The organism is Streptomyces sp. SID3343, assembly GCF_009865215.1.
Lineage (GTDB): Bacteria > Actinomycetota > Actinomycetes > Streptomycetales > Streptomycetaceae > Embleya.
In genome coordinates this window covers 1-22,822 of sequence record NZ_WWJX01001556.1, presented here as the reverse complement: position 1 = coordinate 22,822, position 22,822 = coordinate 1, and the positions used below count along the sequence as shown (strand labels likewise).

The window sequence follows — 22,822 nt, the reverse complement described above, 5'->3', positions numbered from 1 at the left end:
GCCCGCACACCCTCACACACCCGAAAGGAGGCCGCTGGTGCCCACCCCTGACGAGCAGCCGCGTACCCCGCCCGCGAGCGTCGAGGACCTCCAGGCGCTGACCACCGCTCTCTCCGCCGCCGACCCCAATGACGTCGCGAACATCCTGTTCGCCGCAGTCGACGACAGTCCCCTCTTCGCGGCCCTGGACAAGCTCCTGGCCACCGCCGCGAAGGGCACCTACGACGCCCCCCAGGGCGGGCAGGCACGCGATCGCCTGCGTGTAGCCCGAGTCGAACTGACGCGAGCCGCCCAGCTCATCACCAGCGCCGGTGAATATCTCCAGGCGTGGGATGCCATCCCCAAACGTGCCACGAACCCCCGCCCCGTCCGCGAGACCACCGAGGCCCCGAAGCGGGCCGGCATCGACGACCGGGCACGGACGGTCCGCGCACTCACCGGACCCGAGGGCGCTCGCGCCGCAGCCACACGTCCCGCGCCGACCCCGGACACGCCCGCCCCGCCCCGCCCGGTGCTGCCTCCGCCCTGGCTCCCCCCAGCCCAGGACCCGACCCACCCCACGCGCTGACCACCCCACCTCCCGCGAGGACCCCATGGTCCTTGTTGGTACACCCGGCTACCAGAACGTGCGGAAAGGCGAGTCAGGTAACTGCGGGGCGGTGAGGCCCGCCCCGGAGCTTTCCCGCCACCACCGATAGGAGATCCGCCTTGCACGAAGCACCAGCAGAGCCGTTCATGACGATCCGGCACACCATCACCGGCGAGATCACCACCACCGGCTACAACGCCGCCGCCCGGCGGATCCTGCTCCAAGCCGGCTTCGACGAGACGCCAGGCTGCGCCTGCCGAGCGACGGAACCCGGTACGAAGCGGACGCACGGGCCTGCTCGGCAGCCGGCGAGCTGCCCGTCGCCCACCATCCCCTGCACCTGGACCGAGCCCTCGGTCGGCCGGTGAGCGCCGACGGTACGCCCCGGTTGGCCCGGTCGCCGATGTCGACACAGTCCGTGATCCTTCCGAGAGCGGCCGGCCTCTCCAGCTCATCGCCAACCCCGCCCGCACCCGCATGAAGGGGCCTCGTTTTGACCACACCCGGAACGCCTACCGGTCCAGCGCGCACCAGGGGCGGCGAACTCCGGGCCAAGGTGGCCCGACTGCTGGCCGACCGGCCGACGGACACGTTCACCATCGGGGACATGGCCAGGCAGGTGGGCCACTCCCACGGCGCCGTCCGCAACGCCGCCCTCACCCTGGTACGACGCGGCGAGGCCGACCAAGGCGGAACCGGACAACCGGAGCTCCGCGCGAACGCGAAAACCGCCGCAGCCGCGCAGACCGCTGTGATCAGCCCACCGGGCACCCACCCTGCCCGCGCCCCGGCGGCCACGGCCCGCACGACCATTCCCGCAGCAGCGCCCAGGCAGACCGGCCCGATCCGCCGCGCGGGGGGCCAGCTCTACCACCCCCGGGAGCTGGCCGATCTGCCCGACGTCGACGCTCTGAATCGCCTGCGCGACGCCGACGTGCCGCTGCTGCTCTACGGTCCTCCGGGCACCGGCAAGACGTCGTTGGTGGAGGCGGCGTTCCCGGACCTGCTCACCGTCGCCGGTGACGGCGACACCACGGTCGGCGACTTGATCGGCGAGTACACGCAGGCTGACAGCGGAGGCTACGTCTTCCAGTACGGTCCGCTGGTCACCGCGATGACCGAGGGCCGTGCCCTGCTGATCGACGATGCCACCTTGATCTCACCCAAGGTCCTGGCGGCGCTGTATCCCGCGATGGACGGGCGCCGACAGATCCAGGTCAAGGCCCACAAGGGCGAGACCGTCAAGGCCGAGCCCGGCTTCTACGTGGTGGCGGGCCACAATCCCGGCGTCCACGGGGCCGTTCTGACGGAGGCACTCGCGAGCCGGTTCAGCGTGCAGATCCAGATCGGCACGGACTACGACCTCGCCCTGGCCTTGAGGATCGATGCCCGGGTGGTCCGGGTCGCCCGACACCTCGCCCACCAAGTCGAACTGGGTGAGCTGGGCTGGGCCCCCCAACTGCGAGAGCTGCTCAGCTATCAGAAGACCGAGGCCGTCCTCGGCACCAAAGCCGCGCTCGCGAACCTGGTCGGCATCGCTCCTGTGGAGGATCGCGACGCCGTCGCCGCTGCCGTCGTCAAGGTTGCCGGCGTCAGGGAGGTCGCCCCGCTCACCCTCGGCAAGCAGCTTCCCGCCTCGGCCGTCCGGCAGCCCCCGGGCAGCACCGGCACCGCACACCGGGGCCACTCGCGATGAGCGCCCACCACCACGTCCAGTCTCTGGCCACCACGCCGGACGACGACGCCGACCTCGCGCGATGGGACGACGACGGCGCCCCGCCCGCGCAACCCCGTTCCTCCCCGGACGCGTGGCTGCGCGTGGGAGCCGAACTCGGCGATCGGCTGGTCGCCCTCTCCGGCCGCCAAGACCTCCTCGTCACCTGCCGCCCCGGCACGCGCAGCGGCGCACCGGCCGCGTTCTTCCCCACTCTGGGCGAGGTCGAGTTCGACGCCACGCTGTTCGCCCCGCTCCAGCCCCACGAGATCCATCCGCGGATCGTGGGCGACGAGGAGAGGTATCCCGCCGCCTGGGGAGTATTCGTCCACGAGGCCGCGCACGCGGCCCACTCCGTCTGGACGGCGCCGGCCGGAGCGAACCCCCGTGTCGTCGAGGCCGCGCTCCTGCTGGAGGAGAGCCGCGTCGAAGGCGCACACCTGAGCACGCGTCCCACGGACCGCACGTACCTGCGCACCAGTGCCCGAACCCTGGTCATGCCCGACGTCGCCCAGCCCACCCTCCAGGGCATCGAGCACGCCGCCGCCGTGGCGGCCCTGGTCCTCGGCCGCCGTGACGTCGGCATCCTGGACGCCGGCGAATCCCGGGCCGTCGCCGATCTGTGCGAAAAGGTGCTGGGCGCAAACCTGCTGGCCACACTCGCCCGCATCTGGACCGCAGCCCACCGGTGCGCCGACCACGACGCCACGACCATGCTCGCCCACGCTCAAGACTGGTGCGACGCCCTGGACACCGCGGCCCTCGCCCTGCCCGTGCCGGAGAACCTCACCGATCTGCTGTCCGGCGCCGTGGGGGTCGTCATGGACAGCACGGCAGCCACCGACGCCGCCGACCTCGCGGCACAGGCCGCAGCGACCACCGCCACGGCCGCGCGGTCCAAGGCGCAGGCTCAGGACCGCGCCCAGCGGGCCGGCCGGCGACGCAAAGCCGCCACCATCGCCAAGAGCGTGTTCAACGCCGGCGGCACCACCGTCAACCCCGACGGCACACCGGCGCCCCACGGCAACCCGGTCACCGGCACCCGCAGGCCCACCGCCACCGAGCAGAGTGCCGCCGCGCGCCTGAGCCGCGCCCTGCGTGCCGCCGCCTACCGCGAGCGGACCGAGGAGCGGACCACCAGCCCCACCCCGCCCGGCCGCCTCAACATGCGCGCCGCCCTCGCCCGCGACGCCCAGCGCGCGGCCGGGTCGGTCCCCACCGCACAGCCGTTCACCCACACCCGCCGCCGCAGCTCGCCCACCCCACCGCTGCGTGTGGGTATCGCCGTCGACGTCTCCGGCTCCATGAGTGCCGCCTGCGCGCCCGTCGCGTCCGCTGCCTGGATCGTGGCACGCGCGGCAGCCCTCACCGACCCCGACTCCCTTACCGCCACCATCGCCTACGACACGCACCTGACCGCATTGACCCGACCCACCCACCGAGCACCAGAGCGCGTGACGACGGTCAAAGCCAACGGCCGCAGCCACAACCTCGGCGACGCCATCGACGCACTCGACCACGGCCTCGAACTCAGCCGCCCCGGCGCCGGCCGCCTCCTCGTGATCGTCACCGACGCCGTCTATACCCCCGACGAAACCGCTCAAGCCGTCACCCGCGTCAAGCAGCTCACGACCGCCGGCTGCGCCGTACTCCAGCTCACCCTCACCGCAAAGTCCCGCCACTTGCCGGGGACCACCTTGCTGCACCTGACCCAGCCCTCCAGCGCTCCCGTCGCCATCGCCACGGCGGCCACAGACGCCATCCGCAGAACACGCTGAGACGTCGCAGAAGGCGGAAGCGTCCCCGAGACCACCGCCAAGCACTCTCCAGACCACCTCCGTCCGCCGCATGAATCGTGCATCTGATGCACGACCCTCCGCAACGGCGCGAGCCACCACCCCAACCGCCAACGAAAGGCACTCGATATGCCGCAGACCAGCAGCCCGACCTCGAACGTAACGCCCAAACGGAATTCCCCGGGGGTGGCCACCCACTGGACCATCGACCACGTCTGCGGCCACCAGGCCGACAAGGACCTCTCCCACAAAGCCGCCGACGAGCGCGCGGGATTCGCCCGGTGGCTGGCCACCCGCGACTGCACCGCCTGTTGGCAGGCCGCCCGCACCACCGACACCGACGACACCGCGACCTGGATCGCCGGGCGCCGCGCCGCCGAGCAGGAGGCCGCCGACACCTGGGCCCACCAGTTCGACATGCAGCCCCTGACCGGCACCGACAAGGCCGTCCAGTGGGCGACCCGCTGCCGCCACCAGCTCGTCACCGCCGCCCACACGAGCCTCGTCATCGAAGGCGACCTCGACGAACAAGCCTGGCAGGACATCGAGCAGGCCGCCCGCACCATCGGCCGGGCCGGCTGGTGGATCGACCAGCGCGACGCAGACCCCACGGACCTGCCCGAACTCGTCGCCGCGGCCACCACCGCCGACCGTCCTCACGAGAACCCGTTCTGATGCGATCCCCGACGTGGGAGGGCGCGGACGTCCTCGGGAGCGACACCTGGATCCCCGTCGAACCGTCCTCGGCGGACTCCGCGAGCCTGGTCGCCGACCGGTGGCCACACCTGACCCTCGTCGCCTCCGCGGTCGTGCGCGACCGGCGGGACCGGCCCGGGCACGTGCTGGTCGCCTACGACTCGCTCGCTACCCACGCGGACCGCCGGTTCCTGGCCGTCGCGATGTACAGCGACCGGCGCGAACGCCTCTTCGAGATGAGCCACCACCATGCCCCGACGCTGGCGTTGGCCAGCGCCTGGCTGCGGGAGCACCACGGCGACACCCGGCTGGAACTGTCCACGGCGATCCTGCGGAACGCCCGCGAAGCCGCCGCCCTCGGCCGCACCCTCACCCCGCAGGCGCTGCCGACGCCGGCGACCACGGAGGCACCCATCCCGCCGCGCGCTCTCGGCCGATAGCCCCGCTCCCAGGAAGAGACCTCATGACCGATCACCCCCTGTACGGCCGGCCCACGAGCGCCCACCTGCGCCAAACCAAGTGGCATCCCATCGACTACGAGAGCGCCTACGACCCGGCCGTCCTGATCAGCCGCCGCGCCCCGGACCGCGAACCCATCGCCGAAGGAGGCATCGGGATCTCCCGGGACGTCCTCCTCGCCGCCGGCTTCGGCGAAACCACGAACTCCGGTCCACTCGACCGCGAATACTCCCTGACCTCCGGCGACCCCCACGACGACCTCGCCCAATGCGCCCGCGCCGTCGCCGCAGTGGCCGCGGCCGACTACCCCGTCACCGTCGCTGGCCACCTGTTCGAGCCCGAGAACGACCTGCTTCCTCACCTGTCGACGGCAGCCCTGATCGCCACGGTCGAGGGCATCCAGTCCCTTCCCGGGCCCGCCGACGTGGCCAGCCTCACCCACTGCCTCCTCGACCCCGGCCACGGCCTGCTCACCCGCGTCAACGACACCCTCGACACCCTCAGGCAACGCCAATTCCCCCGGGGCCACCACAAGGAAGCCGAGCGCATCCGCCGTGCCGCCGGCATGACCACGGCCGCGACCGAGACCGCCCGCCTCCTCTACGCCCTGCGCGGGTTCCACGTGCCAGCGAAGACCACACCCGCCACGACGCGAAGCGCCCCCAACGCCGCACTTCCCGAAGTGGAACTTCGCGACGACAACGGACTGGTCGTGGCCCACGGGGCCGATCACACAGCGGCACGACTGCTGGAACGAGCCGGTTTCGCCGAGTCCGCGTTCGCCCCCGACCGACACCAACTCCCGCCCGACAGCGCGGAATGGCTCGTGCAGAAACGGTGCACACAGGCCACCCGCCTGCTCACCGCGATCGGCCACACCGTGCACGTCGACCCCGGGTTGCTGGCCGGTCGGAACTCGCACCTGGGGCCCTGGATGGCACCGGCCATCGCCGACGTCGTCGACCGCCTCCGCGACGACGTCCGAACCGACACCCCGACCCTTACCCACCTGCTCCTGGACCACGACGGCACGGTCCAGCGCGTTCGAGAGTGCCTCGACGAGCTGGCCTGGCACCTCGCCGATCAAGGCGCATACGAGCGTGGGTGGAACGTCCTCGACATCTCCCGCCAAGTCGGCGCCGCCCACGAAGGCCCTCACCTCCCCACGCCCACCGCAACCCGCCGCACCCGCACACAAGGCATGGCGCCCTCACCCACCTCACTCACCACCACCGCCGCCGCGACGTCGACACCCACGGGCACCGCCGCACCCCGACCGCGCAAGCGCTGAAACCGGTACCACCGACGGGAGGTTCGTCCTGCTGATCCCCGCCATGTCCACCATCGCCGACACCCGCGACGTCCTCGATCTCCTCACCGACCGGCGCGGCAATCCGGCCCCCATGCAAGTGATCCACGACGCCGCCACCGCGGACCGCTCCGGCACCGCCCCCTGGTGCGATCACACACGCGATCGCCTGGCACGAGCAATCGACCTACCCGGTTCCCTGTACCGCATCGACCGCGACGACCTCCAGAACACCGACACGACCTGGTATTGCGCACTTCGCCGGCACGGCCGCTCGCATTTGCTCACGGACCGCGAGTGGAGCGCCGTCGGTACACACGTCCTGCGGGCCGCCGGCCTCGCGGGCCGACCGGACAGCAGCGACTGCCCCTGGATCCTCGTTCGGGAAAACCTCGACACGGTGCACCTGATCGCCTCGCTCGTGGCCTTCCACGAGGAGCCACGCGAGGTCGACAACTCCCGAGTCCTCGCCGAGTGCCGCGAACTCGCCGACGTCCTGACCCGGCTCGCGGACGCCGACCCGCACATCCCCCGCGAAGCCGACGTCGTACTCGTCGCCGCCCACCCCGACCGATTCGTCACCCTCGCCGCCCACAACAAAGACATCGCCGCACACATCCGCGACCTCGCGTGGATCCCCGGCCCCCGGTACGAGGACACCTGGTACCACAGCCCGTTCGGCGCAGGCCCGAGCGAGATCACCGACCTCGCCCGCGCCACCCGCCACCGCCTCACCGCCGCTGGCTACATCGTGCGCGTCGACCCGGCCCTGGGCGTCACCCGATCCGCCCAAGCACACAGCCGCATTACCCACCCCACCCAAGGCTCCCGACGACACACCATCACCCCCGACGCACCCGGCGTCGCGCTCGCACCCGCCGTCGCGACCCCCCGGCGTCGGCGCTGACCACGCCACGACCGAACGCGCCATCCGACGACCTGCCACGAAAGGCCACCCGCCGTGTACGGCGAGATCGTTCGCACCTTCGTTCACGACCTCTTCGACCACGACACCACGCAAACGGTCTCGGGCCTACGCGTCATCCACAACCAGGCCACCTCGTCCCCCATCGCGGGACTGGGCACCGACCACTCCGAACTCGCCGACGCCATCGCCGGACCGGCGGCACGATACGCACGCCACACCGGCACGCCCGTGCAACCCGCGTGGCACTTCCTCCTCGGCGACACCACCGTCGGCAACGTACTCGGCGACAGGGCGTGGACCGACATCGCGCACCGCGTCGCGGACTCCGCCGGTCTGGAGTCCGGCTTCGGGCGGCTGGCAACCCCGTGGATCCTGCTCCGCGACCACGCCACCCACGCCGTGCACCTGGTGGCCGCAGCCGCGCGCTTGGACGCCACCCTCCTCGTCCCGTCCGTGCACGACTACCTCGACGAGTTCGACGCCCTCGACGGTGAGCTCTACATGCTCCGCCGACTCGGCCGCGTCCGACCTGCCCCTCACTCCATACGGACCCAGCCGATGACCGTCGACCTCCACGACCGGGTCCCCTTCGAGGTGACCGCCGAGGGCGCAGACCGACTCGCTGGCCTCCTGCTCGCGCACGCCGGGTTCGAGCACACGACCTCCCCGACCGGTCGGAGCGCCTGGCGCGTCCCCCACGCCGCCGACAGTGACGAACACACGCAGATCGCCGTCGTCGCCGACACCTTCCTGCGTGCCGCTGGCTACACCGTCACCGGGGCGTACACCCGCGTCCCCCTCGACTACCGGGCCTCCCTCGCCCAGGACCACACCCCAGCCGCGAAGCGCTTCGGTGGTTACGCGGCAACGACCGTCGGGCCCCGCCCGCCCGAGTCAGGCACCGACGGCAGCGGGTTCGTCGCTGCACCGATGGTGTGCTCTACCGCGCCCCCCGCGGCGACGCGCCCCCAACGCTGACCGCCACGAACCCGGCCCTTTCCTTGCCGAACGGACTTCGACGTGTACGCCACCACCCGGTTCCACACCGACGCGCAGGACGCGGTCGACCATCTCTACGGGCCCGCCTTCCGGCCGCTCTCGCCGCGACCGACCCTGGTCCACGCGAACACCGGCCGTCCTCGGACCGACACGGACGATCCGCTCACCTTCGCGAAAGACCTCGACGTGCAACTGTCGGCGCGCTCGTCCCTCATCGGTGCCCGCGTCGATGCCCCCGTATGGCACTGCGTCCTCGAACAGAATCCCGGGAGTCGCCGACTCGCCGACGCCGAGTGGACCTTCGTGGCGCGGCGCGTCCTGACCGCCGCCGGTTTCGACGAGCCCGCCACAAGCCCCGGCTGTCCGTGGATCGCCGTGCGCAACCGCAGCTCGGAGGACCTGCATTTGCTCGCCACCACGGCCCGCCGCAACGGCAGCAGGCCCCCTCTCCCCGCCACCAACCAGCGCGTGTTCGACGAAGTTCGGGCCATCACCGGCGAACTCAATGCCCAGGACGCGTTCGACCGCAGCCCGCTGGTCTCGTCCGCAGACACCATCGAGGGGGCGGCCACGGTGGTCCTGCGCTCCCACACGAGCCGTGTGGTCACGGCCGAAGGCGGTGACGTTCTCGCCCGCGCGATCCTGCTCGGCAACGGATTCGAACTCCAGCGCACCGCGTTCGACGACGGATGGATGCGCACCCGCTACGGCACCGACACGGACGGCCTGACCACATGCGCCCTCACGTCTGCGAAGGAACTCAACGCCCTCGGCTACGACGTGCGCCTAGACGCGGGGCTCTCGCGCGCCGCCAAGGCGGCCGGACGGCACCGTCCGGCCACCGCTTCGCAGCCGGCCGCACCTGCGCCCTCCCCGTTCCATCGCCCGCGACCGGCCGCGGCCACGTCCCTGCGGACCGGAACACCTTCGTCGGGCGCCATGCGCCGCAGCCGATAACCCACGACCTGACGCGGAGCCGCCATGTTCATCAACCACGTTCGACACCGCGAAAGCGCCCACGACATGCTCGACCTCGCCGCCGCCGACCTCGACTACGTCGACGTCCTCCACGACCACACCGGCTCGGACGGGGCGCGCCTGGTCGACCTGGTCCACCTCCTCCACGAGCCCGCCCTTCGACGGCAACACCAGAAAACGAGCCCCGCCGGCGGCCGGACCGCGTGGCACGTGACGGTGGCGCAACCATACGGTCCGCCCGAACTCGTGCACACGGAATGGCGGGAGGTCGCACGCCACCTCGCGACAGCCGCCGGTTTCGTCGGCGCCGACGGCGACACCATCGTGCGCTGGGCGGCCGTGCACGACTATGCCCGCCGCACCGTGCACCTGCTGGCCGCCACCGTCGGCGACGACGGACGCCCCTTCACCATGGACCGAGCCGGCCTGAACGACGCCTGCCGCGTCCTCGCCGAGGACATCACCGAGCAGGACCGCTTCCTCCCGCCCGGGCAGGACGAATTCGCCCGCCACCCGCGGGCGTCGACTGTGGTGATGCGCGACCGGGACAACGGGGCGGCACACGCATACGGCGGCGACGCACTCGCCGGGCAACTCCTGACCCGTGCCGGCTGGCAACACAGGTACGCAGACACCCCCGACGGGTTCCGGAACAACCCCGACGGGTTCTGGCGCACCCCCTACGGAGCCGATCAGGCCGAACGCACCCGCCTCGCCGACCGCGCGAGCGCCATGCTCACGGCCGTCGGATACACCGTCACCGTCGACCCGGCCTTGGCCGTCCACGCCGAAACCCCCGGGCCGATCCCTCGCCCGGGCGAGGCGATCGCGAACCTCGGCGACCTCCTCGACTCCTGCGCCACCGCCGAAGACGGGGCCGCGATCGCCGACCGGCTCTACGACCCCCAACGCGGCGCATTTGCCGAACTGTGGGTCACCACCGACCGACTGGCCTCCTGGTGTCGATACCAGCTCGGCGACCCCGCTCTGGCGAACCGCATCCACGCCAGTGCCGAGAACCTGTTCCGCGACGTGCAGCAACTGGGCACCGTCGCCCAGAGCATGCGCGCGGGCGGATCACACGCCGAAGACATCGGCAGAACCCGAGCCGCCACGGCAACCACGGCGACCAGGGCCCACACCGCTGTCGTGACGGCAACTCCCGCCTCACCCACAACGCCGCCGACCGTCGGCGACTCGCGCCGCAGCCGCTGACCCCACAGCCCGGCCGACGCCGCCTCCCGCGAAACCCCTTCGCCGTCGAGGCACCGGCCACCCCGATCACCCTCCACCCCTCGGCGAGTCCCCCTGCCCGCAAGGAGCCCTTCCCTTGTCGTCCCCACGCGCCTCCGCCCCGTCCTCCACCCCCGGCATCGACGCCCTCCTGTATCTCATGGGCGGTGCCACCGCTCTGGCGTTCACCGCCGGGAGCTCTGGCTGGCTGTTCGGGAACCTCGCCAACTCGGTTATCGTCGAGGGCCCTTGGGCCCCGTACGAGCCCGTGACGGCGATCACGGGACCAGCCGCCGTCTGGCCGCATCTGCCGCACGCCGTGCTGATCACCACCTGTTACGTGCTCCCCGCCGTGGTGCTCGCCGTCGCCGGCGTCCTGGGCCTGAAGATCCACTCCCGCTTTAGGAAGCCCACCGACGGCCTCGCCACCCGCCGTGAACTCTCCTCGCTCATGGACCCCGAGATCACCGTCAAGGCCCAGTCCCTGCGGCCGAGCCTGAAAGACGTCGTACCCAAGGACATTCCGGACGACGACCGCGGTGTCCTCCTCGGAACGCTCGCGCCGTCGCGCCGCGAAGTCCGCTCCAGTTGGGAGGACGTGATCCTTGCGATCATGGCTCCGCGCAGCGGCAAGACCTCCGGGTTGGCCATCCCCGCGATGCTCCGCGCTCCCGGCCCCGTACTGCTGACCTCCAACAAGGCCGCCGGCGACGCGTACACCGCCACCCTGGACGCCCGCGCGAACGTCGGCACCGTGTGGACGATGGACCCCCAGCAGATCGCGCACGCCGAACGCGAGATGTGGTGGGACATCCTCGCGGACGCCCGCGACCTGGCCGGCGCTCGGCGGCTCGCCGGCCACTTCGTCAGCGCCAGCGTCGACGAGTCCTCACAAGGCGACTTCTGGTCCACCGCCGCGCAGAACACCCTGTGCGCTCTGTTCCTGGCCGCCGCCCGCGACGGGCGGCCCATCACCGACGTCCTGGCATGGCTGGCCAGCCCCGCCGACCGCACTCCGGTCGACACCCTTCAGGACGCCGGACTCGACGCCGTCGCCGCCCAACTGCAGGGCACCGTCTCCGGCGCCGTCGAGACCCGGGACGGCATCTACGAGACCGCGCGCCAGTACGCCGCGTGCCTGCTGGACCCCGAGATCGCCGCGTGGGTGACCCCGCACGAGGACCTGCCGGAGTTCAAGCCCGCCGACTTCGCGAACAGCCGCGACACCTTGTTCCTGCTGTCCAAGGACGGTGGCGGCAGCGCATCCGCGTTGATCGCCGCCGCGGCCGACGCCGTCATGCGCTCATCCGTCATCCAGGCCGAACGCTCCGGCGGGCGCCTGGACGCCCCGTGCCTGGCGATCCTCGACGAGGCGGCCAACGTCTGCAAGATCAGCGACCTCCCCGATCTGTACAGCCACCTGGGCAGTCGCGGGGTCATCCCCATCTGCATTCTCCAGTCCTACCGCCAGGGCGTTCGCGTGTGGGGCGAGGCCGGGATGGACGCGCTGTGGAGCGCCGCCACCATCAAGGTCATCGGTAGCGGAATCGACGACGCCGACTTCGCCGACAAACTCTCCAGGTTGATCGGCGACCACGACGTCAAGACCGTGTCGTATTCGTCCTCCGAGTCGGGGAAATCCACATCGACGTCGATGCGCCAGGAGCGCATTCTGGCCGCCGACGCGGTCAGGGCGCTCCCCAAGGGCCAGGCCCTGATGTTCGCGACCGGCATCCGCCCCGCCCTGCTGGACCTCAAGCCCTGGTACAAGGAACCCGCCGCGAAGGAACTCGGCGCCGCCTCCGCCCGCGCGACGGCCGCGATCACCGAACGCGCCCTGGCCAAGCTCTCCACCGTCCGCGACGACTTCGGGCAGACCGCATGAGCACCCCCGCCCTGCGCATTCTCAGCCTCGGCGCCGGAGTCCAGAGCACCACGTGCCTCCTGTTGGCGGCCGAAGGCCATCTGCCCCGCCTCGACTATGCGATCTTCAGTGATACCGGCTGGGAGCCGAAAACCGTGTATTCCCATCTGGATCGCATCGAACGAGAGATCGCGAAACCGGCGGGAATTCCCATCCTGCGTGTCTCCTCCGGAAACATCAGAACCGATGCGCTCGATCCCCACCACCGGTTCGCCTCGATGCCACTGCACATTCGCAACCCCGACGGAAATGCCGGGCTGACGAGGCGTCAATGCACGTCGGAATACAAGCTGAAGCCTATCAAACGCCAGGTCAGGGAGCTTCTGGGGTTTCCGCATCCGATGCCGGTTCCCCGCAGTGTATTCGTGGAGCAGTGGATCGGAATTTCGGTCGACGAGATCCACCGTGCCAAGGCCAGCGGTATCAACTACATGCGCAGTGTTCACCCTCTGCTCGACCTGGGATACACGCGCGCCGATTGCCAGCGTCTCCTGCGAGCCAGGGGATTCGGCGATACACCGAAATCCAGTTGCCTGGGTTGTCCGTACCACGGAAACCATCAGTGGAGGGCTCTCCGGGACGATTCGCCGGACGAGTGGCTCGACGTCGTCGAATTCGATGCCGCGATCCGCGCGGGCAATGCCAGAGCCAACGCCGAAGGCAAGCCGCTGCTCGGTGAAGCGTATCTGCATCGCAGCCTGCTGCCGTTGTCCATCGCCCCGATCGACCGCGTGACCAGCCACGAATGGCGGGCGCGCCAAGGCGATGTGTTCGACGCAGTCGCCGACGCCGAACTCGAGTCCGGCGACGCGGACGGCTGCTCGCCGTGGGCCTGCCGCTCCGGCTCCCCTATCCGCGAGGATTTCGGGGAGGCCGCGTGATCCTCGACCTGTTCGCTGGCCCCGGAGGATGGGCGCAGGGACTGCGCGAACTCGGCGCGTTCGACGTGGGCATCGAGTGGGACGAGGCCGCGTGCGCGACCCGACTCGCCGCCGGTCACGCCACGCTGCGCGCGGACATCGCGGCCCACCCCGTCGGCCCGTTCCTCGACCACGTGAGCGGATTGATCGCCAGCCCCCCGTGCCAGGCGTGGAGTACGGCGGGCAAACGGCTGGGCTTGCTCGATCAAGGTCTCGTGCACCAGGCGGTCGACGACCTCTCACGCGGGATCGACAGCAGGCAGCGCCTGCTGACGGCATGTCAGGACGAGCGGTCCCTGCTCGCCGCCGAGCCGATGCGCTACCTCCATGCCCTGCACACCCACGCCGGTAGACCCGGATGGGTCGTCATGGAAGAGGTCCCGGACGTGCTCGCCCTGTGGAAGCAGTACGCGCAGATCCTGCGCGGGTGGGGATTCTCGGTGTGGGTCGGGCTCGTCAACGCGGCCGACTACGGCATCCCGCAGACGCGACGGAGGGCGATCCTGATCGCCTCCCGGACCCGGTCCGCCATACCTCCGGAGCCCACCCACGCCGCCGCAGCACAGCCCCCGTCCCTGTTCGGCCCGGGCAGGGATCGCTGGGTGTCCATGGCCCAGGCCCTGGGCTGGGACACCGACGCCACCGTCAACACCCGCGGACGACGGCGCGGCAACGGCGGCAACGAGTTCGGCGTCGAACGCCCGTCGTGGGCGCTGACCGGGACCTCGCGAAGCTGGGTGTTGCGCAGCAACTCTCAGGCACACGCGGCCATTCGACGCCTTGACGAACCCGCGCCCACTCTCTTCTTCGGACATCGAGCCAACGAATCCCGGTGGGAGGCCGCCGACCACGGCGGCCTCCATCGGGTGGCCTCGATCGCGCCGCGCAGCCCCGACCTGCGACTCACCATCGCGCAGGCCGGTGTGCTGCAGACGTTCCCCGCCGACTACCCCTGGCAGGGCGGACGCTCCCGCGTGTTCGAGCAGATCGGCAACGCCGTACCCCCCGCTCTGGCACGACACCTTCTCGCCCCGCACGTGCCCACGGTGCGCGAGGATCTCGACCTCGCCGCGTGATGCCCGCCTCCATCCACAGCCTGTGGACGAACGGAATACCGCCATGCGGCGTCGCGCGCCGGCACTGCCGTGACCGTGCTTTGGACACGTAGCCGGAGCGCGACTCGACGATGCCACCGGCGTCCAAACCTCCGCCCGGTTCCGCGCAGCCCGGCGACATCGGCTGCGCCCACGGCCACAACTACCACCACGCCAAACCCCCGGTCCCGCGCGCACGCCGACCGTGCGCCGAGGCCATCGCAACCATCGAAGAGGAGTTTCGTGTTCGCCGACATCACAACCGGAAGCGCCGGTGAAGCGCTGGACGCCAATCCGTGGGCGCCGCTGACCCTCGTCCACGTCCACGCGTCCGACAGCCCCGACATCGGCTGGGTCATCAACCACCTCGACGAGCCCGCGCTGCCGCACGCCGACTTCTCGGAGAGGACGGCAAGCCGTTCCTGGTGAACCCGGACCGGGTCCACCAGGCTTGCCAGGACATCAGCGCGCGCATGTACGCGCAGAACAGGATGTCCTTCCACGTCACGGACGACTTCCACCACTTGTCCGTCGTCATGCGCGACGACCCGCTTCTGGGCGTGGCCCACGCCGTGGGCGCAGACGATCTCGTCGAACTGGTCCTGCGCCGGTCCGGGTTCCGACCCGCCGCCCTCGGCAGCTACTCCCAGGTATGGCGCACCCCCTACGGAGCCGACGGTCATCAGCGGGCTCGCATCGCCAGCACTGCCCTCGGCGTCCTGAGCGTCGCCGGCTGCGACGTCGACATCCATTCCTCCCTGCTCACTCGCCCCTGGACTGACCACGACATCGGTCAGGCGGAGCGTCGCATCACCGACCTCACCGAGCAACTCGGCTTCTCCTTCAACGCCGACGAGACGGCGGACATCACCGCGGAGATCAACGCCGCCCTCCAGCAAGCCGCACTCTTCACCAACGCCCTCGGCCGATGGGCCGCGCAGGTCCTCGGAGACGGCACGTACAGCGACCGCCTGGGTTACGCCGCGGAACTCTTCAACCTAGCCGCCGACATCATCAACCGCGACCCGGGCGAAGCGCCTGCGCCCCGCCCGCACCACATGGTGACCCGAGGGGCAACGACACGCACGACCAGCTGGGTCGACCTCAAAGCGCCGACCGCGCCGACACCGCCGCCCAGCAGCCCACCGCCACCGCCAGCCCGCCCCGTGCGCTGAAGAACAAACGCAGCCCAGGCAGTACACCGCACACCCCGCCCGGACCCTCCCGCCCGCACCACGAGGAACGCGACCTCGGCCAGATTCCTGATCAAAGGGGATCACTGCCCGCGCCCCACGCATGCTCACCATCACCGGCTGCCGAGGCCGTCGTGACCCACGACGCAGGAACGCCAGTCACGCCGGACCCGCCGCACCCACCCTGCTCGCACAATCACCGGAGATCCCCATGGAATTCGACCCGCCCTGGGCTTACGGAGCACCGCTCAGGTTCCGGCGCGACCCGAACCCCTCAAGCACGCGGCAAGACCTGCCGCCCACGGTCCGAGTCTCAAACTGCGGGCTCGACCTCTTTGCCCGTGACCTCCTGGAACGAGCCGGCTTCGTGCGCGACGAGCACACCACTCACGTCGAGTTCGTGCTGGGAAACCGCGTCCCGGAGCGCCACGGCGTCGCCGAGGCGGTCCGGATGCTCACCGCGAGCAGGTTCCGCGTGGACGTCGCGGACGACCTCGTCGTCGCCGAGGACCACCCGGCCCGGGATGCCACGCACCTCCTGCTCGACCAGGCGTTGCGCGTGAAGTCGTCCCCGCGCGAAGGCGCCCTGATCGTCGCGGAGATCGTCCTCGGTCGCGGCGAGATGCTCGGGGCGCTACGCGACATCACCGACGTTCTCCATCACTGGGCCGAACGCATGCACAAGCACGACGGGACCGATTTCCTCTCCGGTCTCGCCCTCCTGACGGACCAGTTGGCTGCTGCCACCCGGACGGCGTCGAGCCTCACCGAGACTATGCGCTCCGCCTCCACCGGCCCGGCGACACCCCCGGCAACCCGGCACCCGATCACGGGCGCGGCGACCACCGTGAGCCCGGCCGGCGCGCAGGCGCCACCCACGCCCGCAGCCACAACCCGGCCGACGCCGCAGGCCGGCGACACGGGCCCGCGACGGGGAAGGTGACCGGAACGCAGCCCTTCGTCCTCGCGGAACAGGCCCTGCTGGGCGCGCTCCTGCTCGAACCCTCCCGCATCGACTCCGTCCGCCCGCACCTGCGACCCCACCACATGTATCGGCCCGCGCACGCCGCCCTCTACCGCGCCCTGCTCGATCGCCCGCCGGACCCGGGACTGACGATGGCGGACCGCACCATGGCGCTCGTGCGCGACGCGGGCGCCCACGCGGCCGGCATCACCCCGGTGTACGCCCACACCCTCATGGCCGCCTGCCCCCGCCCCCGCCACGCGCTCGTATACGCGCGGATGATCGTCGAGGCCGCCGACCACCGCCTCGTCCGCGAACACGCCGTGCGACTCGGCCAGGTCGCCGCCGCCGACCACGCCCGCGACGGCCTCGCCGACACCCTCACCCACCACCGTCACCTCCACCGCGTCCTGGACGACCTCCACCGCCGCCGACCCGACCACGACACCGCGACGTCGACGCCCGCCGTGCCGACGCCCGAGTTGAACCCCGAACCACCGCTGCCGGGCAACCTGGACGACGAACAGGCCCTGATCGGAGCGCTGATCCTCGACCCCGCACCGATGAGCGCCCTCAGCCGCTGGTTGACCCCCGCGGACTTCGCCGACACGGCACACGCCACCCTCTACCGCTGCGTGCACGCATTGGTTCTCCGAGGCGAACCCGTGGACTCGCTGACGCTGGCCTGGGAGGCCCAACACCAAGGAGCCTTCGCCGCCGGCGACGGCGGCCTCACCCCCGAACTCGTCGCACACATCGCAACCTCGGGAATGCCCGCCGACGTCGACTACCGGGCCCGACGCGTCCTGCGCGCGTACGTCCTGCGCACGGCCGCCTCCGCAGCCGCCGCCGTCGGCACCCACGCCGGCGACCCCACGCTTTCGACATCCCGACTCGTCACCGCCGCACGCACCGCCCTGACCCCGCTCGACGACGCCCTCGCCCGCCGACACAACGCCATCACAGCGACCAAGGCGCCCTTCACGCACACGCCGCCCACCACCACCGCCACACCCTGGTGCACCGGCGTCGCCACATGGCCCACGACCGGCCCCGACCCCACCAACCCAACTGCCGCTCACGGACCCCGCAGCGGAAGGCGACCTTGACCGACATCCCACCCCTGGGCCCCACCACCGCCGAAGACAGCCTTCCCACGCGAGAACCGGAGCCCTCGACCACACAGGGAAAGCGCCCCAAATGGCCCCGGGACACCCGGATGGACCGCTACGACTGGACACGGTCTCGCGGCGACATCCTCGCGTTCGGGGAGAGCAAGACGCTGGCCGAATGGGCCACCGACACCCGCTGCTCGGTCAAACGCGACGCCCTTCGAACCCGCCTCGCCCTGGGATGGGAGCCCGAGACCGCGATCACCCGCGCCAAGCACGAGAAACCGGCATTGGAGTTCACACACAACGACCGGACGTTGACTCTGCACGGCTGGGCGGAGCAGAGCGGCATCAAGTACCACACGCTCTACAACCGCATCACCCAATCCGGCCTATCGTTCACCGAAGCCCTCGAAAAGGGGCCGGACGGACCCCATTTCGCCCTCCCGCTCACCGCATTCGGCGAGACAAAGGCGTTGTACCGGTGGGGAGTCGACGCGCGCGCGGGCTGCACCACGACCACCTTGCGCAAGCGGCTCGCCGCAGGCTGGGACCCCGAGCAGGCCATCACCGAGGAACCCGAGAACCGCGCGAGACTGGGCGACGGCACGCCCCACTCCGCCTTCGGCCGCCGCATGGGCCTGGAGGACTGGGGACGCCTGACACACATCCCCGCAGACATCATCCGCCGCAGCATGCGCGACCACGCCACCTTGGACAGCACGTTGCGCACCCTCGGCTGGACACCTGATTGTGGCGAACCCGCTCCGGCCGAGGATCCGCGATCCGGCGACCACGCGCGCGCCCGCCCCCCGAAGCCGGGCGATGCTCCCATTGTCGCCCCCAAGACCAGCGCGCCGACCCGGCCCTCCACCGCAGACACGGCCCGCTCGCGCACGACCGCCCCGGCCGCCACTCCAACGGCGCCGACCCCATCCACCACACCAAGGGCCGCCGGTCACAACGCCTTTCGGAGGAACATGTGACCCCCCCGCGGAGTACCCCCACTCCTACCTGCGCGACCACCTGCACCTGGCCGCAGCCCTCGACCAGGTGCGCCACCACCTAACCGTGACCAGGCTCACCCACGGCGGCGACTCCACATTCGCGCCCGTCGCCAGGCTCGCTTCCGCACACAGCGTGCTGGCCTCACTCGCCTCCGAGTTCGGCGACGAGATCGTCGCGAGCGCCGACACCGCCGACGCCTCGCCCCTCTCCCGCCGCACCACCGCCGTCCTCACCGCCGCAGCCGCGGACACCAGCCGCGCCCTGGCCCAACTCGCGTCGGCCATCCACGACACCGCCGACGTCGACGAACGCCCCGACCTCCCCAGGTCCGCCGGCAACCAACAACGCGCCGAGTGGCACACCCACATCGACTACCGCCTCCACCAGGTCGCCACGATCCTGAGCGACACCGCCCATGCCCTGCGCCGCGGCACCGAGGAATACAGCCACCCCTACCCGTCCGTACGCGTGGAGAGCATCAAGCCGGTACCCGACACGATCCTCACCCCCACCGGAGCCACGTACGGTGCCGCTGCCTGCCAGCGATCCACCGCCGCTACATCTGTGCCCTTGCCCACCCCTTAGCCCACCCCTTGCCCGAGGCGCCACCGGCACCAGGGCCAGCGTGGCCGCCCGGCGGCGTACCGCGTGAACGTGATCGACCACAACAGAGCGGACCCCTCGCAAGGCGTGTACAACGGCGCGAGGCCCAGCGCCCTCCGTGTGAACTGCCTGCGACACCGACCGTCGCACGTGTTTCGACACATCGTCCGCCGCGCGGAAGTGGTGCGGTGTGGGTCGCCCGGGCGGGTGATCGCCGTTTCCAGCGCTTCGGGTTGACCGACGAGGAGTAACGCGCACCCCGGACGCCCCGACCGGAAACCCGGGGTGCCCATTCGCACGGGTGACCGCCCCACACCTCGACCGGCTCTCCAAGCGCCGACCCGGCGCAGACGAACTGCCGGCGGTCAGACGCCCTTGGCAATCATGACGAGTGCCGTCGCGCCTAACAAGAAGGGCCCGAACGGCACGACGCTTTCGCGCGAGGCGCGTCTGCTCACCACCAGCACGACCGCGTACGCGCCGGCACAGAGGTACGCGACAGCCTCCCCCTGTGCCAGCGCGGTCCACGACGACCAGCCCAGCGCCAGCCCGATCAAGCCCGCCGCTTTGGCGTCGCCGAGGCCGATTCCCCCAGCGAGCAGAGCGATCAGGACGTGGCCCGTGAACATCGCGGCCATCGCCGTCAACGCACGCGCGGTCGCGGACCAGTCGAGCGGAACCGCGAACGGCGCCACGAGCAACGGATAGGCCGGGAGAGTCAGCGCATCCGGTAGCCGCAGGAGCCGTAGATCGCACACCACAAGCACAACAGCAAGCAGCGTGAACGCGAGGAAGGCCGGCAACACCGCGTGCAGGCCGACCCGCCACGCCACGGCCGCACCGGTGATGGCGGACGCAACCGCGATCGCCTGCCAATCACGGCGTAGCACGCCGACGGTGTCCCCATCGAGAGGTATCGGGGATATGCGCACGGCACGGCATCCTTCCAGAAGGCACGCCTCGCCCATGCCGGAGGGCATCCGACGGAGTCATGGATCGGAGGCCATGAGCCTCCGAGGAGTTCCAACTTCTCCGGTGAAGCTGATTTGCGAACACGGACAGTCATGAAATTGCCGCCACTGCGGACACGGCGATGCGGTCCATGTGAGCGCGTAGGTGAGCGCGGACACCCACGGATGAGTTCGACTCACGCGGATTTTGGACCCCTGACGCGGATTTCCGCGCTCCGGCCACAACGACCGCGAGCCCAGAAGGGCACCTCGCGATGTCTGGTATGCGTATTTCAGATGCTCGTGACTACGTGCCGACCTCACATGCCCGCATCCACGTTCCCGCAGGTCACGGCGTGTCCGGGGATACTCGCAGCAGGTTCGATCGGTTACCGGTACGCTGCCGGTGGGCAAAACGCGGTTCGCCGCCGGCGCCCAACCGGGCCGTTAGCTCAATTGGCAGAGCAGCGGACTTTTAATCCGCGGGTTCAGGGTTCGATCCCCTGACGGCCCACTCGCGTCAGGGCCCACTTTAGGCTTCTGACCAGCATGAATACCGCGAACAGCGGTCTTCTTCACGGCCCTGGACCTCTGGTCCGGGGCCGCTTGCGTGAGCGGAGGTGCTCGCGCTTCGCATTGCGGGCGGTGTCAGCGGGACGCGGTCGGACGGAACTGCGCACCGCTACCCGCCCCAGCCCCCGGTACTACCAACGGTGTCCAGCTTGTTGATCCGCGGGTTCAGGGTTCGGTCCGCTGACGGTCCACTTGCGTCAGGGTCGGATTTGGGCTTCTGGCCGGCACGAACACTGCGGGCTGCGGTTTTCTTCACAGTTTTGGACCTCTGTCCGGGGCTGCCTGCGTGAGTCGGGGCATCACCTCGGGGTCGGCGACCTGGTTTGTGGGGGACTCGGTCGGCAGTGACTTGGTTGGTGGGCCGGAGGGGTTGGTGGGTTGGTGTTCGGGATCGGGGGTGGGGGTGGCTGCTGTTGGGGTTCTGTGGTGTCGGCTAGGGCTTGGGGAGGTACTACGTTCCGGTGTGGGTTTGGATGAGGCCGTACTTGCCGCTGGTGCGCCAGGGTTCGTCTGTGGTGTTCAGTGCGGTGACCACGGGTGCGTCGAGGCCGACGATGACGTCCGACTTCAACGTGCGCAGGGCGGCGACCGGGGATGGGAAGTGGGCGGCGCGGTCGGCGAATGGGGTTGTGGGGTCCCAGAGTTGGTCCCCGACGAGGCGGCGGTAGTTGAGGTCGCCCTTGCTGATCGTCAGCGTGGCACGGGAGAGCTCTGCCGTGAGGTCGGCGGGCATGTCGTGGAACGGCAGCGGTGCGCAGAGGAACGGGTGGGTGCGGACCGCCAGGGTGCCGCCGTTCATCGCCTGCCAGAGGCGTCGGCCGATCAGTCCGGCCTCCTGCCCTGGGGCCGAGCGGAGGCGGTCAACGGTGGCGAGTACGTCGGCGGTGGTCGCGTCCGATACGTAATAGGGGGAGGGCTTGACGTACAGGACGACCTCGGCGGCCGATCCGCTCGTGAGGAGATGGTCGACCAGGACGAGGTCGGGCAGCAGTTCCCGGCCGGCGTTGTCCGCGATGACGCAGACCCTCGCGGTGGTCGCTGCGGCGAGCGTGGACCACAGGAGTGGGCTGTCGTCCGCGAGCAGGGCGGGGGTTTGGGTGTGTCCGGCCGAGGCGGTGATGCGGAAACCGAGGTCTGCCCGATTGCCCCACAGGGCTGAGGAGAGCAGCGCCTCGGCTCGTTTGTCGGCGGACAGGGAAGGCAGGTCGTCGAGAGCCGTCAGTTCGTCGTCGACGGCGGGGCCGGCCAACTCGGCGTTCTTGAACGGGGCGAACGGGTCGATGCCTTGCCAGGGCCCGGGCCGGAAGTAGCCGGTGGCTTCGAGCAGCCTGCGGTAGAAGTAGCTCTCGGCCCACAGGAACGGCGCCTCGCCCCATGGCCGTCCGAACAAGCCCTCGCCCCACACCAGCCACTGTTCGTGATCGTGGGCGCTCTCGCTGAGCGGCTCCAGCACGCCGCCGATGCTCTCGGACAGGAGTTCGTCGACCGCTGCCCGCTCGGTCGGTCCGTACGGCAGGGCGTCGAGCACCTGTCGGATGAGCTTCGGGTGCCGCTCGTGAAAGACGCCCCAGGCGAAGGAGCCGGGGGTATCACTGAGGACCGTGGGTGCAGTGGACACGTTCAGGCTCGTCCTTCTCCTTGTTTCGGTGGCCACCAGGACTCGGCGGTGGACCGGCGTCAGCTTGGTCGACGGCGAGCCTGCCGTGGCTCGGCCGCAGTGCGTCGGGCCGGCTGCGCTGCCGGCAAGCGCCCGACCCGCCCCGACCCACCCCACCCGGCC

Annotated in this window: 22 protein-coding genes and 1 tRNA gene; 21 read left to right on the top strand and 2 right to left on the bottom strand. The window is 70.7% G+C overall.

Going from position 1 to position 22,822, the window contains the following annotated elements; all coding sequences use genetic code 11:
• The first annotated feature begins 37 nt into the window (after positions 1 to 37).
• The 20 genes from GT354_RS49640 to GT354_RS49545 all read left to right on the top strand — a co-directional run bounded on the left by GT354_RS49640 (position 38) and on the right by GT354_RS49545 (position 19,501).
• On the top strand, positions 38 to 568 hold the full coding sequence (locus GT354_RS49640) for a hypothetical protein (protein WP_161360379.1): 531 nt from the start codon (positions 38 to 40) through the stop codon (positions 566 to 568).
• Between the two features lie 167 nt (positions 569 to 735).
• Entirely contained in the window at positions 736 to 957 is a 222-nt protein-coding gene (locus GT354_RS49635) for a hypothetical protein (RefSeq protein ID WP_161360391.1), read from the top strand.
• Between the two features lie 188 nt (positions 958 to 1,145).
• Entirely contained in the window at positions 1,146 to 2,285 is a 1,140-nt protein-coding gene (locus GT354_RS49630; RefSeq protein ID WP_161360392.1) for an AAA family ATPase, read from the top strand.
• Positions 2,282 to 4,081, top strand: coding sequence for a hypothetical protein (locus GT354_RS49625; RefSeq protein WP_161360380.1), 1,800 nt, complete (start codon positions 2,282 to 2,284; stop codon positions 4,079 to 4,081). The genes GT354_RS49630 and GT354_RS49625 overlap by 4 nt, the downstream gene beginning before the upstream one ends.
• Before the next feature lie 204 nt (positions 4,082 to 4,285).
• Positions 4,286 to 4,774, top strand: coding sequence for a hypothetical protein (locus GT354_RS49620; protein WP_346012321.1), 489 nt, complete (start codon positions 4,286 to 4,288; stop codon positions 4,772 to 4,774).
• A complete protein-coding gene (locus tag GT354_RS49615; protein ID WP_161360382.1) occupies positions 4,774 to 5,235 on the top strand; it encodes a hypothetical protein in 462 nt (153 codons plus the stop codon). Before GT354_RS49620 ends, GT354_RS49615 begins: the two co-directional genes overlap by 1 nt.
• Positions 5,236 to 5,258: 23 nt before the next feature.
• Complete coding sequence (locus GT354_RS49610; protein ID WP_161360383.1) at positions 5,259 to 6,545, top strand: hypothetical protein; 1,287 nt, start codon at positions 5,259 to 5,261, stop codon at positions 6,543 to 6,545.
• A gap of 43 nt (positions 6,546 to 6,588) precedes the next feature.
• Positions 6,589 to 7,470, top strand: a complete 882-nt coding sequence (locus tag GT354_RS49605; protein WP_161364801.1) for a hypothetical protein — start codon at positions 6,589 to 6,591, stop codon at positions 7,468 to 7,470.
• 54 nt (positions 7,471 to 7,524) lie between these two features.
• Positions 7,525 to 8,469, top strand: coding sequence for a hypothetical protein (locus tag GT354_RS49600; RefSeq protein WP_161364799.1), 945 nt, complete (start codon positions 7,525 to 7,527; stop codon positions 8,467 to 8,469).
• Positions 8,470 to 8,511: 42 nt separating this feature from the next.
• Positions 8,512 to 9,447, top strand: coding sequence for a hypothetical protein (locus tag GT354_RS49595; RefSeq protein ID WP_161364797.1), 936 nt, complete (start codon positions 8,512 to 8,514; stop codon positions 9,445 to 9,447).
• Between the two features lie 24 nt (positions 9,448 to 9,471).
• Positions 9,472 to 10,683, top strand: a complete 1,212-nt coding sequence (locus tag GT354_RS49590; protein ID WP_161364795.1) for a hypothetical protein — start codon at positions 9,472 to 9,474, stop codon at positions 10,681 to 10,683.
• A gap of 178 nt (positions 10,684 to 10,861) precedes the next feature.
• A complete protein-coding gene (locus GT354_RS49585) occupies positions 10,862 to 12,586 on the top strand; it encodes a TraM recognition domain-containing protein (RefSeq protein WP_161364805.1) in 1,725 nt (574 codons plus the stop codon).
• Positions 12,583 to 13,506 (top strand): hypothetical protein, encoded by a 924-nt coding sequence (locus GT354_RS49580; protein ID WP_237536226.1) that lies wholly within the window; start codon positions 12,583 to 12,585, stop codon positions 13,504 to 13,506. Before GT354_RS49585 ends, GT354_RS49580 begins: the two co-directional genes overlap by 4 nt.
• Positions 13,503 to 14,621: a DNA cytosine methyltransferase gene (locus GT354_RS49575; RefSeq protein WP_346012525.1), complete on the top strand. Its 1,119-nt coding sequence runs from the start codon at positions 13,503 to 13,505 to the stop codon at positions 14,619 to 14,621. The genes GT354_RS49580 and GT354_RS49575 overlap by 4 nt, the downstream gene beginning before the upstream one ends.
• A 261-nt stretch (positions 14,622 to 14,882) precedes the next feature.
• Entirely contained in the window at positions 14,883 to 15,068 is a 186-nt protein-coding gene (locus GT354_RS49570; RefSeq protein WP_161364791.1) for a hypothetical protein, read from the top strand.
• Positions 15,065 to 15,814: a hypothetical protein gene (locus GT354_RS49565; protein WP_161364789.1), complete on the top strand. Its 750-nt coding sequence runs from the start codon at positions 15,065 to 15,067 to the stop codon at positions 15,812 to 15,814. Before GT354_RS49570 ends, GT354_RS49565 begins: the two co-directional genes overlap by 4 nt.
• Before the next feature lie 385 nt (positions 15,815 to 16,199).
• Positions 16,200 to 16,775 (top strand): hypothetical protein, encoded by a 576-nt coding sequence (locus GT354_RS49560; RefSeq protein WP_161364787.1) that lies wholly within the window; start codon positions 16,200 to 16,202, stop codon positions 16,773 to 16,775.
• Entirely contained in the window at positions 16,772 to 17,905 is a 1,134-nt protein-coding gene (locus GT354_RS49555) for a DnaB-like helicase N-terminal domain-containing protein (RefSeq protein WP_161364785.1), read from the top strand. The genes GT354_RS49560 and GT354_RS49555 overlap by 4 nt, the downstream gene beginning before the upstream one ends.
• Positions 17,902 to 18,894, top strand: coding sequence for a hypothetical protein (locus tag GT354_RS49550; RefSeq protein WP_161364783.1), 993 nt, complete (start codon positions 17,902 to 17,904; stop codon positions 18,892 to 18,894). Before GT354_RS49555 ends, GT354_RS49550 begins: the two co-directional genes overlap by 4 nt.
• A gap of 85 nt (positions 18,895 to 18,979) precedes the next feature.
• On the top strand, positions 18,980 to 19,501 hold the full coding sequence (locus GT354_RS49545; RefSeq protein WP_161364781.1) for a hypothetical protein: 522 nt from the start codon (positions 18,980 to 18,982) through the stop codon (positions 19,499 to 19,501).
• A 383-nt stretch (positions 19,502 to 19,884) separates the two neighbouring features.
• Here GT354_RS49545 and GT354_RS49540 read toward each other — a convergent pair whose 3' ends face one another.
• Positions 19,885 to 20,451: an A24 family peptidase gene (locus tag GT354_RS49540; RefSeq protein WP_161364779.1), complete on the bottom strand. Its 567-nt coding sequence runs from the start codon at positions 20,449 to 20,451 to the stop codon at positions 19,885 to 19,887.
• A 459-nt stretch (positions 20,452 to 20,910) separates the two neighbouring features.
• Between GT354_RS49540 and GT354_RS49535 the strand changes: the two genes are divergently transcribed.
• A tRNA-Lys gene (locus GT354_RS49535) sits at positions 20,911 to 20,983 on the top strand.
• A 510-nt stretch (positions 20,984 to 21,493) separates the two neighbouring features.
• Here GT354_RS49535 and GT354_RS49530 read toward each other — a convergent pair.
• Complete coding sequence (locus GT354_RS49530) at positions 21,494 to 22,699, bottom strand: damage-control phosphatase ARMT1 family protein (protein ID WP_346012526.1); 1,206 nt, start codon at positions 22,697 to 22,699, stop codon at positions 21,494 to 21,496.
• Between the last annotated feature and the right edge of the window lie 123 nt (positions 22,700 to 22,822).